The 13,745-nt window shown below is 67.3% G+C and carries 9 protein-coding genes; 5 read left to right on the forward strand and 4 right to left on the reverse strand.

Annotation, left to right across the window (positions count from 1 at the left end):
• Nucleotides 1–46 precede the first annotated feature (46 nt).
• Both G5C50_RS22615 and G5C50_RS22620 read right to left on the reverse strand, forming a co-directional pair.
• Nucleotides 47–1,039: an HlyD/EmrA/EmrK family protein gene (locus tag G5C50_RS22615; RefSeq protein ID WP_165073224.1), complete on the reverse strand. Its 993-nt coding sequence runs from the start codon at nt 1,037–1,039 to the stop codon at nt 47–49.
• A gap of 16 nt (nt 1,040–1,055) precedes the next feature.
• Nucleotides 1,056–2,165, reverse strand: a complete 1,110-nt coding sequence (locus G5C50_RS22620) for an HD domain-containing protein (protein WP_165073226.1) — start codon at nt 2,163–2,165, stop codon at nt 1,056–1,058.
• A gap of 616 nt (nt 2,166–2,781) precedes the next feature.
• Here G5C50_RS22620 and G5C50_RS22625 point away from each other — a divergent pair.
• The 5 genes from G5C50_RS22625 (at nt 2,782) to G5C50_RS22645 (ending at nt 8,453) form a co-directional block, all read left to right on the forward strand.
• The gene (locus G5C50_RS22625; RefSeq protein WP_165073227.1) at nt 2,782–4,269 is read left to right on the forward strand and encodes an ankyrin repeat domain-containing protein; all 1,488 of its coding nucleotides are present in this window, start codon (nt 2,782–2,784) and stop codon (nt 4,267–4,269) included.
• Nucleotides 4,270–4,303: 34 nt separating this feature from the next.
• Complete coding sequence (locus G5C50_RS22630) at nt 4,304–4,792, forward strand: hypothetical protein (protein ID WP_165073229.1); 489 nt, start codon at nt 4,304–4,306, stop codon at nt 4,790–4,792.
• Nucleotides 4,793–4,914: 122 nt separating this feature from the next.
• Complete coding sequence (locus G5C50_RS22635; protein WP_165073231.1) at nt 4,915–6,447, forward strand: sialate O-acetylesterase; 1,533 nt, start codon at nt 4,915–4,917, stop codon at nt 6,445–6,447.
• A gap of 175 nt (nt 6,448–6,622) precedes the next feature.
• A complete protein-coding gene (locus G5C50_RS22640; RefSeq protein ID WP_165073233.1) occupies nt 6,623–7,738 on the forward strand; it encodes a hypothetical protein in 1,116 nt (371 codons plus the stop codon).
• Between the two features lie 40 nt (nt 7,739–7,778).
• A complete protein-coding gene (locus tag G5C50_RS22645; protein WP_165073234.1) occupies nt 7,779–8,453 on the forward strand; it encodes an endonuclease III domain-containing protein in 675 nt (224 codons plus the stop codon).
• Between the two features lie 3 nt (nt 8,454–8,456).
• Here G5C50_RS22645 and G5C50_RS22650 read toward each other — a convergent pair whose 3' ends face one another.
• Nucleotides 8,457–11,243: a patatin-like phospholipase family protein gene (locus G5C50_RS22650; RefSeq protein WP_165073235.1), complete on the reverse strand. Its 2,787-nt coding sequence runs from the start codon at nt 11,241–11,243 to the stop codon at nt 8,457–8,459.
• Nucleotides 11,244–11,694: 451 nt separating this feature from the next.
• Nucleotides 11,695–13,164, reverse strand: coding sequence for an ankyrin repeat domain-containing protein (locus tag G5C50_RS22655; RefSeq protein WP_165073236.1), 1,470 nt, complete (start codon nt 13,162–13,164; stop codon nt 11,695–11,697).
• Nucleotides 13,165–13,745 lie beyond the last annotated feature (581 nt).

The raw sequence follows: 13,745 nt of genomic DNA on the forward strand, positions 1-13,745 counted from the left end.
GGACAGCCCTCCTTCTCAGTCATTCTATCACCCCCGGCGCGGGGAATCACTTCGGCATCGGCGGGTCGGGCTCGATGGGGAGCCAGGGGCGTTCGACGGCGGCGGCGTACTTGGCGGCCATGGCCCTGTAATGGTCGACGATCCGGCCGTAGACGTCGACGTTGCTTTTGCCGATGTCGGCCTGACGCTGTTCTTCGTTGGCGATCAGGGCGTAGCGCTGCTTCTTGTAGTCCTCGGTCGCGGTGCCGTCGAGCGACTTCAGGAAGGCGGCCTGACGTGGGTCCAGGCCGTCGGGGATTCGGCCGGCGCGGAGGGCCTTGGCGTTCTCCGACCGCTTCGCCTGCTGGATTTGCTGGTCGAGAAGGTTCTGGAAGACCGCCCCGCCGGATTGCGCGTTGTGGTAATTGTTGAGGGCGATCTTTGCCGCCGAGGTCACCTGGTGCGTTTGCACGACCAACCCCAGCCAGAAAGCCAGGTAAGCCGTCAGGATCATCACCGTCGACAGGCTGAGGCGGAAGTTGCGGAGCGAGGGCTTGGGATCGCCCGGTCGCAGCCCCAGGTTCATGCCCATCAGCGCGCCGAAGTAAGGGCCGAGGAACATCCCCATCCCCAACGCATCCCCCAGATAGGGCCAGCCTCGCCAGGCGAAGTCGAGCGCCGCGTTCACCAGGGCGGCCACGATCCCGACGCCGAAGCCCGTCCACACCCACTTGCGCAGGCGGCGGGCTCGCGCCTCTCGTTCGTCGTCAGGAATCGGCCCCTCGGCGAAGAAGCCCGGCGGCCGGCGCCAGCCGGTGGCGTAAGGGTGACGACTGACCGCCAGCCCGCTGGCGATGCCGACAATCGGGCAGACGATCAGGAGCGTCGGCAGGGCGACATCGCGGAGGCTCCTTGCTCGAAAGTAGAGATCGATCGCCAAGGGGCCGGCGCCGATCGCCATCCCGAGCAGCGTCCCGCCCAGGATGGATCGCCAGACCGCAGCCGGCTTTGCGGCGGTTTCAGGCGCGCTCGGATCCACCGCAACACCGCTCTCCGACATCGGCGTCCTCCCTCGGCTATTCTCCGTTCTCTTCGGCGAGATCGCGGAGATATTCCAGGGCTTCCTCCAGCTCGCAGACGATCGCCCCGCGCTGGCGGCCTCGGGAGTCCAGCTCACGGAGGAGCATCAGGTCGTCGAACTCCTCGGACTGCTCCAGCCGGAGCCGGGCGCGGGCGCCGAGCGTTCCCTGACGGTACGCGAGGGCGTCCATGTGCAGGGCGATCAGCGTCTCGGTCCTCGGCGTGATCATCCCCTCAAGCGCCTGGAGCCCGGCGGCGACGTGGTCGGACGAGTCGATCGCCTTGCCGACGTCGTGCAGAAGCGCCGCCAGGAGGAACTCCTCGTCGTACCCGCGCTCCTCGCGGGCCAGCTCGAAGACCTGGAGGCTGTGGTAGAGGGCGTCCCCCTCCGGGTGGTACTTGGGGTTCTGCTTCACGCCTTCCAGCGGCTTCAGCAGCATCCGGTAGATCTCGAAGCGGTCGACGTGGTCCTCGACCCGCTCGACCTCGAAGTCCAGGTCGACGTCCGGCTCCTCGGCCTTCAGGAACGCCTCCAGCTCGGCGATCGAGGCGCGCTCGATGGCCTTGCCGGTGATGCTGCTCTTGAAGACGAAGTGGACCTTGTCCTCCGGGTAGACGGTCAACTCGAAGGGGTGGCGGTCGTCGATGTGGACGTGGGTGAAGACGCGCTCCTCGCCGTACTTGACGATCCGCTTGTGCTGGACGTCGTACGAAAGGCCGTGCTCGTCCAGGACGTCGGTGATCAGCGACAGTGAGTCGCTGAAGACGTGCAGGTCGATGTCCGACCCGCGTCGGACGTGCCCCGTCCAGACGCTGCCGATCAGCCGGGGGCGGAACCGCGCCAGCAGGCGCATCATGCGAAGGGCCTCCAGCCGCATCTCGCGGAGCGTGTCCAGGCGTTTGGGGCCCTCGTGCATGCGGGCCATGGCCTGGATCTGGTCGCGGATCTCGGCGTTGGAGGGGAGGTCTCCGGGACGGAACCGATACTCCAGGCCAAGCTGTTTTGCGGCCTTGCGCTTGGCGGTGAAGTACTCGGACTCCGTGCGCTGGTACATCATCTGGGCGGCTAGAAAGGCGATCTGCCGCCGGATGCGTTCGTCGGCCATGGAGGGGAGGTGCGTCGAATTAAGCCCATCGAAGCGACGCCGGGCGAAAACCCCGCCGGACGAACGCCGGCGCGGGGGGAACGACTCGTATCGAGGCGATTCTGTTGAGGATCGTAAGCCCGCTGGAGCCTGGCGTCAAGGGCGGCGAGCCCCGGGGATGGATCCTGAACGAACGATGCGGTGAACGGCGAGGAAGCGAATTTGTGACCCCTTGAGTATCGAAGTCGAGTTATTTTGAGCCATTGTGTAATAAAATGTTTGCTGCGTGTCGGCTTTTTTCAACATGAACGGGGGATGGCTCTTGAAACGGGGCGAGGCTTGGGCATTATTCTTGGAAAACGTGTCCACTCTTTGCTGCTCGCTTCGTAGACCTGGAGGCCGTCTCCTGAAGGGACGGACTCTGGGAGACCCGTTCGTCCTCGCCTTGCCTGGGCGGCGTCGATCCCTTGACGCCTTCGCCGCGAGAACTCGCCAATAATTGTTAACTCTTAATCTTTCTGGGCGGCTCACTCCCCTGGGCGGCCGGTTTAAGGGTTGACGTCAAGGCTGAATGGAATCTGGTTGAACCTGCGCCGAAGCTGGAACACGACCTTAACATGGATCGAGGTCTCTCCCCATGTCCGACGATGAGCCGGACGAAATACCGAGCCACCACAACGCCAGCCGCCGGGCCATGGCGGAGACGTTCTTCCGGGGCCGAACGACGTATGAGGCGTACGACGGTCTGGAAGAAGCCCGCAAGCACGCGGACGCGGTGGCCATCCTGGATTCAAGCGATGATGAGACGCTCGCGGTCTTTCCTGTCCGGCTGATCGACGCCGACGGCCCGACGATGGATCGACTGATCGACGCGCTTGAGGACGTTCTTCGCGGCCTGCGAGGGGAGAAGCCGCGGGGGCGGAGGAAATCGCGCGGGCGGGTCTTCTTCGAGCCGCCGGCGCTGGTGTCGGAGTACGTCCGCGCCAATCCGGACGGAGTCTCGTTCGACGAGGAGTTGGCCGGGCTCGGCCTGGAGACCGCCGTGGAAGCCGTCTTCCGCGGCGAGGCGACCGACCTGGACCCCGCCGCCGTGGACCGGATCTCCTTGATGCAGGAGTGGTGGCCGGCCCTCGAGCGTCGGGACGTCGACGCGGTGGGTTCGCTGCTCGACCAGGGCGTCCCAATCGACGCCCGCGACGTGGAGGGGGCGACCGCGCTGCTGATCGCCGCTCGCAAAGGATACGCCGGACTCTCCCGCCTGCTGCTGGACCGCGGCGCGGACCCGAACGCGGCCGACCGCGCGACGTGGACCCCCATGACCGCCGCGGCCTCGATCGAGAAGCCTGCGCTGATCGAGGCGATCGAGGCGGCCGGCGGCCTGAAGGGGCTTCGCGAGGCCGTCCTCCTGGGGGACGTGGACCTGGCGCGGAAGCTCCTCGACGAAACTCCGACGCTCGACGTCTCGGCCGACGCCCGCACATCGGACGGCCATTCGTTCCTGGCGGTCGCCGCCGACCGGGGACGCCTGGAGATGTGTCGATTCCTGATCGATCGCGGCGCCGACCTCGAATCGACGGGCGGCGACTTCGGCTGGACGGCCCTGACCCTGGCTGCGGCGGCCGGTCACGCGGCCGTCGTCGAGTTGCTGCTGGACCGCGGCGCGCAGATCAAGCCCGACCAGGGGGACGGCCACTCGCCGCTCTCGCTCGCCGCGAAGAACGGGCGCGAGGACGTCGCCCGGCTGCTGCTCGGCCGTGGGGCGCCCCGAGGGCTGATGGAGGCCGTCGTGCTCGGAGACGTAGCGGGAGTCGCCGCCGCGCTCGCGCCGGGCGCGAACCCCGACCCGGCCGACCTCTGCGACGCCCTTGACGCCGCCGTCGACCGTGGCGACGCCGCCATCGTCCGCATGATCCTCGACCACGGCCCGGCCACGCTCCCGGCCGACTGCGGCGGCCGCGAACTGCTGGGCCACGCCGCCAAGGCCGGCCGGCTCGACGTCGTCAAGCTCCTCGTCGAACGGGGCGTCGACCCACGCAAGCCCGACCTCGACGGCTTCACCCCCCTGGCCCGCGCCGAGCGCGCCGGCCATTCGGACGTCGTCCGGTTCCTCCGCGGGCTGAGGTGACGTCGGGCTTCGTCCGATTCCGACGAGGCGGTCCATGCAGACGAGCAACCGATCCAGGATCGCCAAGCCTATCGTTTGGTTGGTCTTGGTCGCCCTGGGGGCCTTCGGTTTGAGCTTCCTGGGGTTCTTCCCCTGGAGCGGTCTGAACTGCTCGATGCTCGAAGTCGACCTTGACTCGGGCCGGACGCGGACGACCCGATACCTCTTTTGGATCCCCGTTCAACGGACGATCGCCGACACGTCGTTCACGCGCGTCCTGAATGTAGACGACCGGAAAGGCCCGCCCGACTGGCAGGCGGTGAACCTCACGTCGCCGGGAACGCATCATTCGCCGCACTTTCGCTTTCACGGCGCCGCCTGGCAGATCCGACTCCTGGAAGTGATTTGGGATCTGGCGGAGACTCTTCCGTCGGTTCGGCGCGCCCAGGCCCTTGAGGTCCGTCGGCTCTGGCGAGGACGGGGGAACTATCACGGCGCAGATGAGTATCTCGCAAGCCTGGAGGAAAACCTGCCGCCGCCATGATCCGCCGGCTCCTTCATTCCGACTCTCCGACGCCGTATAGTCGAACCGGCGACGGGGTTCGGCGACCCGACGCCGCGACATGGCGCCGACGCTTGCCAAGGCGATGCGAGGAGGAGTCGGGAATGTTCCGCATGCGCGTTCTTCTGGCTGCGGTCGCGACGACGGCCGCCTTCACGACGGCCCAGGCCGACGTGAAGATGCCGGCGATCTTCGGCGATCACATGGTTCTTCAGCGCGATATGCCGCTGAACGTCTGGGGGTGGGCCGCGCCCGGCGAGGAGGTCACGGTCAAGTTCCACGGCCAGACCCGCACCACGAAGGGGGGCGACGACGGCAAGTGGAGCGTCGTCCTGGAGCCCGTGGGCGTCGGCGGCCCGTTCGAGATGGTCGTCTCCGGCAAGAACTCGATCACCTTCAACGACATCCTCATGGGCGAGGTCTGGGTCTGCTCCGGCCAGTCGAACATGCAGTGGTCGGTCAACAGCGCGACGGACTCCGACCTGGAGATCGCCGCGGCCAAGTACCCGAACATCCGGCTCATCTCCGTGCCCCAGGTCGGCACGCAAGAACCGCAGAAGGACTTCAAGGGCCAGTGGAAGGTCTGCTCGCCGGAGACCGTCGGGCCGTTCTCGGCCGTCGGCTACTTCTTCGGCCGCCAGCTCCACGAGACCCTCGGCGTCCCCGTCGGCCTGATCAACGACGCCTGGGGCGGATCCGCCTGCGAGGCCTGGGTCCCCCGCGACAAGCTCGCCGCCGACGCCAAGTACAAGGATCTTCTCACCGCCTGGGAAGAGCGCGAGAAGGGCTTCGAGGCCGCCAAGAAGAAGTATGAAGACGCCAAGGCGAAGGCCAAGGCCGATGGCAAGCCGGCCCCGAATCCGAACCAGGACCCCGAAAATCAGATGAAGGGGAATTCCCGCCCCGGCAACATCTACAACGGCGTGCTGCTGCCGACGATCGGCTACGGCATCAAGGGCGCCATCTGGTATCAAGGCGAATCCAACGCCGGCCGCGCCTACCAGTATCGCGACCTCTTCCCGCTCATGATCCAGACCTGGCGCGAGCAGTGGGGACAGGGGAACTTCCCCTTCTACTGGGTCCAACTCGCCGACTTCATGGCGGAAAAGCCCGAGCCCGCCGACAGCACCTGGGCCGAACTGCGCGAGGCCCAGACGATGACCATGAAGCGGCTGCCGAACACCGGCGAGGCCGTCATCATCGACCTGGGCGAAGGGAAGGACATCCATCCCAAGAACAAGCAGGAGGTCGCCAAGCGACTCGTTCGCTGGGCGCTCGCCCGCGACTATGGCGTGAACATCCCCTACCAGAGCCCGACCTACCGCTCGATGGAGAAGCAGGGGAACAAGGTCGTCCTGACCTTCGACCACGTCGCCAAGGGCTTCCGGCCGTTCGACGTCGCCGATCTTCGCGGGTTCTCGATCGCGGGCCCCGACCAGAAGTTCGTCTGGGCGCAGGCGAAGGTCGTCGGCCCGGACAAGGTCGAGGTCTGGTCCGACAAGGTCGCCGAACCCGCCTCCGTCCGCTACGCCTGGGCCGACAACCCGGTCTGCAACCTCTACAGCGGCGCCGACCTCCCCGTCACCCCGTTCCGCACCGACGACTGGCCGGGCGTAACCGTCAACACGACGCGCTGAAACGGCGACGGAGTGAGCGGGAAACGCAACGCAACGTAGTCGGCCGGGCCCTTCACGGGGCCCGGCCCCGACGCTCCGATTGCCCCCCGGCCTGCGGAACCGCTAAAATGCCCATTCTTCGGGCGTCCACCCAGACGGTGGCCTGCCGGCCGGGGGTTGCGGGGATGGGAAGCCGATGCGTTTGCTCGTGATCGATCGAGGGATTACGCTGGGTTCGCCGGAAGGCCACCAGGCAATCCCTTTTCACATGTACGGTCGAGAATTGAAGGAACAACTGGGCCTGACCGTCGACCAGGTGACCGCCTGGAAGCCGGCCGAGGTGGAGGCCGCCGTCCGTGAACGGCCGGCCGACGTCGCCCTCGTCCTTCTCGACTGGGCCCTCTCCCCCCGGGAAGCGGCCGAAGCCTGCGACCGGATGCGGGCGATTCCGAACGGCCCTCGGATCGCCTTCATGGATCATCTCGACCCAATCGGCTCTCCCTTCCTGGAGGTGGCCGAGCACGTCGATTGCTACGTGAAGCGGCAGCACCTGGCCGACCCGGCGCTCTACCTGAAGGACTATCAGGGCGGCCACCCGTTCACGCACTTCCTCGCCGAGACGATGGGCTACGACCTGGGCGGCTGGTTCTTCGCCAGCAAGCCCGGCCCGACCTTCGCCGACAAGCTGACGACCAGTTGGAACCTGGGCGTCACGCCGAGGTATCGCAGCCGGCTCCGCGTCGCCCGCCGACTCCGCGGGCTCTGGCGGTTCCGTCCGTTCGCCATCCACCAGCGGTTCAGCCCGATGCCGGTTCCCGGCAAGAAGCGGGAATGGTACGAGCAATACCGCGACAAGGCCGCCGAGATCCTCAGGCCCCTGGCCTCCCGATACCGGATGACGGGGACCGGCCGCGTCGACCACCGCGTCTACCTGGCCGAGCTCTGCGCATCGAAAGTGGTGGTCAGTCCCTTCGGCTGGGGCGAGGTCTGCTTCCGCGACTATGAGACGGTCGTCACCGGCGGGCTGCTGGTCAAGCCGAACATGGACCACGTCGTCACCCGGCCGAACATCTACAAGGCGTTCGAGACCTACGTCCCCGTCAAGTGGGACCTCTCGGACCTCGTCGAGACCTGCGAGTACTACCTGACCCACCCCAAGGAGTCGATGCGGATCATCGCCAACGCGCAGGACGCCCTCACCGACTACTACGAGAAGGGCGGCTTCGTGGAGGACGTCCAGCGGCTGATAGAGGTCGCCACCAGGCCCCGCGTCGGCGAGGCCGTCTCCACGCCGGCTCCTCCTCAGAGCTGAGTCAGCCGGGTCGACCCGGCGCGGCGGGAGGGGCGGATCGATGCAGCCACCCGGACCCGAGCCCTGGGACGCCGACGAGGCGTTTCGACGGCTGCGCAAGGCGGTGCGCGGGTACGCCAAGGCGGCGGTCTTCGACCTCCGCGACCGGGGGTTCGGCTCTCCGTTCCAGGTCCTCGTCTCCAGCCTGATCTCAGCCCGGACCCGCGACGAGACGACGTTGGCCGTCTGCCTGCGGCTGTTTCCCCTCGCCCCGACCCCCTCGGCGATGCTGGCGCTGGGGGAGGAAAGTCTGGTCGAACAGCTTCGCCCGGCGACGTTTCCCGAGCCCAAGGCGCGCGACATCCTCGCGCTGTCTCGGCGGATCCTCGACGATCACGGCGGCGAGGTTCCCGAGACGATGGAAGGGCTGACGGCTTTCCGAGGCGTCGGCCCCAAGATCGCGGCACTGACCTTGGCCGTGGCGTTCGACGTGCCGATCATCCCGGTCGACGTTCACGTCCACCGGATCGCCAACCGCTGGGGGATCGTCGCGACTCGCACGCCCGAGCAGACCATGACCGCCCTGGAGAAGGTCTTGCCGAAACGCCTCTGGATCGAGACCAACGAGCGGCTGGTCCCCTTCGGCAAGCACGTCTGCACGGCCGCCGCGCCGAGGTGCTCGACGTGCCTGCTGCTGTCGATGTGCCGGCGGGTGGGCGTCGAGAAGAGCCGCTGAGGCTCAATCCGGCGTGGCTTCTCCGCCGCGCGACCGCCACCAGTCCTTGAGGCGGTTCAACCGCAGGTGGTTGCGCTCGCGGCCGGTCTGCTGCTCGGCGTCGAAAGGGTCCATGTTGCGCTCGATCTGACGGTACTCGACCGGGTCGATGTACCAGTTGAGGGTCTCGACGTTCTGGGACGCCTGGCCGACCTGGATCGTGTCGCAGGTGAAGACGACGGTGCGGAAGAACTCGTCGTCGCCGGTGAGCCGGCGGAAGTTGTCGTGGAGCATTTGCAGGCTCTCGTCGTTCCGGAAGAACATCGACGACTCCCGGGCCATGGCGACCCCCTGCGCCGGGATGGCGACCGCCCTCGCTCCGTCGCTCAGCATGGTGAGGAACTGCGGGACGAGCCCCGCCCCCCAGGCGACCCATTCGTAGACTCCGGGACGGGCCTCGGCCTGGGGAGTGAGCGGCGCGTAGGCTTCTTGATCCAGGATCTTCAGCCGCTTCTCGTTGCGGAAGGCCCGGATCTGCACGACCAGCACGCCGGACGCGTTCCGGCGGAGCCAGTCCTTGTGGGACTGAATCCAGGACGAGGCCAGGTCGACGCCGTAGTTGTCGTAGTAGCCGGCGTCCACGACGTGCCGAGCCGGGAACGTCGGCAGGGCGACGACCGAGGTAATGAACGGGAACGTCGCGCTCATCCTCACGGCCGAGGCCAGCCGGAGGTGGTCGAGCGCCCGTTCCTGGGCGAACAGCTTGGAGAACTCCATCGCCGAGAACGAGCTGAGGGCCGGGTACTCCAGGTCGTAATCGTCGACGTCGGCCTCGGTCTTCACCCGGCCTTCCTTGTCCTTGGGCTTTCCTTCGAGGTAGCGCTTGATGAGGTCGTCGCGGCTCTCGTCCAGCAGCACGCCGTGGAGGTGGACGGTCAGGTCGGCCAGAGGGAGGTTGGAGATCAGAACCCGCCGGCCGTCTTCCACGAGCATCGGCGAGAAGACGATCGACGGGATCGAGCCGGAGTGTTCCGCCCCGGCGATCGCGCCGAAGGTCGTCCCCAACTCGGGCGCGTAGGCGAGCCAGGAGTCTTCCAGCCGGTCGCCTCGGTTGTAGACCGGCAGGGGGAGGAGGGCGTTGGGGAGGAAGTCTCGGAAGGCGATCTGCCAGGCGATCGGGCCGAGGAAGTCGGGCTGCGGCCCCCCCTCCTCCATCACGTGCGGCTGTTCGGGTTGGAGGGCGTGCCGCGCGACGTACCTCGCCGCGCCGAGCATCCCACCGGACGCCCCGGTGATGAGCCGGGCGTGGCGATGGAAGCCCGGGAAGGCCTCGTCCAGCTTGCGGAGCACGCTCTCGGTCCAGACCCCTGCGCGGAGGGCGCCGCCGCTGGTCGTCACCACCACGACCACCGGCTTGGCCGAGCCGCCGGCTTCCGGGGCTTCCCGCTTGATCCCGGCCAGCCAGCGGTCGAGCATCGCCTCGCGGACCTTGAAGTCCTCGCGGCCCTCGGAAAGCTTGCGGGACTTCTGGAACTCGGTCAGGTCGACCACCCGGCCGTACGAGGTCGGTTTGGATTCGCTGAGGCTCAGGTGGTAGCGGTACTGCTCCAGGGGCGTGGGATAGAGGTCTGGCGCGCCCAGCGTCCGGCCGGCGAGGTCGCGGACCACCACGTCGTAGTCGAGCATTCCCGACGCCGCCACCAGGACGAGCACGGCGGCCGCGACGATCGCCCGAGACTTCCAGTGACCACCCATCCCCAGCCAGACCACCGTCGTGGCGATCACCCCCAAGAGGATGCACAGCGAGAAGGCGGGCGGGAACAGACGCCGGGTGGCGTCGGGGAAAACCCAGGACGCCAGATACAAGAGCCCGACGATGATCAGCATGTTCCGCGCGTGGCCTTCCGGGTCGATCCGGTCGGCGTCGAGCCGCCAGAGGTGGCCCAGGTCGAACCGGCCGGCCAGCGCTTGACGCCGCAGCTCGTTGAGCCTCGTCGGGATCCGGGTGGCGACCACAAGGACGGCCGCCGCCACGCCTGCCGCCAGGCCCGCCAGCCAGGGCTCGGCCACGATCTCCTGCACCGCGCCGGCGCGGATCGAGGGGAGCATGGCCGGCAGGGCGAGCATGTTGACGAACGGGGCCGCGGCGAAGAAGACGAACCACCCCATCTGGCCGCTGACCGACGGCCGATCGGGGATGAATCGGGCGAGCCATGCGGGAAGGAACGTCCGCAGGGCCGGTCCCAGGCGGGTCCAGATCCGATGCTCGGGATCCTCGCGGTGGGCCTCGTAGTCGCTGACGAACAGCAGGTAGAGCATCCAGAAGACGAAGAGGGTCGCCGCCAGACCGGCCATGAACTGGTTGTCGCGCGCGGGGCTCCAGAAGAGGCCGGGCATCCCCATGCCGGAGAGCCCGCCGTAGACCAGCCAGAGCAGGAAGACGATCCCCAGCATCACCAGGTGGTTGGCGAACCCGTCGTGGATCGCCCGCCAGAGGATCGGGTACAACCGCCACGTCGAGAGGACCGTCAGGCCCGCGACGATTGCGAGGATGGTCCACTGCGAGTCGTGGAAGATCCGGGCCACCGTGGGCAGGTTCGAGTCGGCCGCGCTGCCGCCGCCGCGAGCCACGGTGACGACCCGTTGCGGGTCGGCCACGCCCTTCCTGGCGCCCTCCTCGGCGAATGACATCACGTAGAGCAGGTGCCACGGAGCCAGGGTCAGCACGACCCAGGCCAGGGCCGCCATGCGAAACCCGCCGCCCACCCCGCGCTGGGGCTTCTCCGCCGTGCCTTCGCTGGCGTCCGCCATGTTTCTATTTTCCTTCACGACCCCGCCGCCCCGGCGTCCCAGCCGATCCTCCCGCGACGGTTCCCCACAATGCGGCACAAGCCCAAGGGAATCAAGACCGATCGCCGAGCGATCCTTCTCCGGAAGGAGGCCGGACCATCAACGGCTGGTTGAGGGGGGCGACCGGTAACGGGCGGGCGCGCAACTCCTGATCAAGCGCATGCGATGCGAATCGTCCCTTCTCCCGCCGGGAGAAGGTGCCGCGCAGCGGCGGATGAGGGTCGCCGGAGTGCAGAGGGCATGTCGTTCGCGCAGATTGCGTGGCTGGGCTATGCGTACAGGTCCGACGACCCTCACCCGCCGCTGCGCGGCTGCCCTCTCCCGGCGGGAGAGGGAATTGCTCTCACTGGCCTCGGTTGCTCGAATCCGACGCTGGTCTTGTCTCGCAAGGAGGAAGACGTCAAAAAGTCGCTCACGTCAACCCGCGAAGATAATCCGCGACCTCCGCATGTCCCTCCCGTTCCGCCCATTCGAGAGGGGAAAGCCCGTCGCCCCCAACCTCGCGAGGATCCAGGCCGTGGTCGACCAGCACCCGGACGACATCGAGCCGACCTGTCGCGGCGGCCTCGGCGACCATCGTGCGGTCGGAACTGTATCCTGACCAGTTCTCCACCGGCCCCGCGTTCAGCAGGCGGGCGACGATCGCCGCATGGCCGCGCTTGACGGCGATCCGCAAGGGGGAGGCGAAGTCGGGCTCGCGCCCGGGATCGGCCCCGTCTGCGAGCAATCGCGCAACGAGCGCTTCGTCGCCCAGATAGGCCGCGTCCGGCAGGCTGCGCCTCGCTCCCCGGGCGATCAGCAAGGCGACGGCCTCATCGTGACCGAAGGCCGCCGCCTCGGCGAGTGCGGTACGGCCGGACCAATCTTCGTGGTCGATGTCTGCCCCGCGGTCCAGCAGCAACTCGACGAACGCCGTGCGACCATCCGCCGCGGCGATCCCCAGAGCTTGGTAACCGATGTCGTCGTCCGTTGACCTCAGGTCCGCCCCGCGGTCGATCAAGAGGCGGACCATATCCAGGTCGCCTTTCGAGACGGCGAGCATGAGGAAAGAGTACGAATAAACGAATCGAGCGCTGGCCGAGACGTCGATCGTCGGCTCGGCCTCAAGGATTTCCCGCGCCAGATCGACGTCTCCCATCAGGACGGCCTCGCGGAGGCCGACCCGGCCGCCGGCGGCGATCAGCATCTCCACCACGCCGCGATCGGCCCAGCGTGCCGCGGCTGTGACCGACGTCCATGACGAGTGGTCGACCGTGTTCGGATCGGCCCCGCGGTCGAGAAGTAGGCGGATCATCGCGGGCTCCCCCGCTCGGGAGGCGTGGTCCAGGGCCGTCTTCCGCCACTTGTCGGGCGTATCGACGGGAACCCCGCGCTCGAGCAGCCCGCGCACGGCGTCCAAATCGCCCTTTTCCACGGCCGGCCACCATTCCTGGACCAGCGGAATCCTGGCCACCGCCTCGGGATCCAGCCGTGAGGCGACGCCTCGGAACACGGCCTCGACGGCACCGCCCAGGCCGGCGAGGTAAAGGTCTTCATGGAGCCAGAGGCGGTCCACGGCCGTGTCGTATATGAGCCGGAAAACGTCCGGGGGCTCGTAGAAAACTCGACCGTGGGCTTCGGGCGGCGGCCAGTCACGGAGTCTCGCCGCGACGTCCTCCAACTCGACGAGCAGTTGGTTCAAATCCTCCTCGGACGCCTCGATCCGCCGCAACGGATAGGTGGCGAGCGTCTTGCCGTCGGCGTCGTCCAGGATCGCCAGCGCATCGGCCCGCCCCCTCGCCTCGGCCATGTCGCGAAACGCCTCATACCGCAGCGAGGGGTGCGAATGATACTCGACCACCCAGTTTCGGGACGGCGAATGGTGCGGCGGAAGATCGGCCATCGTGGTCGGCCCTCGAGGTTCAAGAATCCACGACCGAAGCGCGAGACACCGCTGGCGAGCTTCGTCGGTTGCGATCAATCCGATGGGACCCCCACCCATTATGGTTCGCCCTCCGATCGGAGCCTATCGCCGCCCTCGTTTCGATCGAAACAAGCGGTACAAGAGGACGCACGGTCATTGCGTTGTGACGGTTCTCCGGTCGTTTGAGATAAGGTCGACGATTGGGTCGTATCGTCTAGTTGGAAAGGCTTGCACGGGATGAGCTGGGGCACGTTCCGAGGGCAAGCCCGTCGGCCAGGGTGATCGAGTGGACGGTGGTGGAAAATGATCAAACGAACCCACCTGGAAGGCCGAATTCGTGAGCCGAAGTTCGCATGTGCGATACGGTTGCGTTCGATGGGTCTGGTCGTCGAGGGCAGCGAGCGAACCCAACCCGGGCGCAGCGCAAGGCACCTGGGCGGAAGTCGAAATACGGCCGAACAAACCCACGCCCAGAGCTGGTTTTCCGCGCTGAGTCCGAGGCGTGGCAATCACTTGCGTCCGATGGGTTCGCTCGTCGGGAGAAGCAAGCGAACCCATTC

The organism is Paludisphaera rhizosphaerae, assembly GCF_011065895.1.
GTDB classification, from domain to species: Bacteria; Planctomycetota; Planctomycetia; order Isosphaerales; family Isosphaeraceae; genus Paludisphaera; species Paludisphaera rhizosphaerae.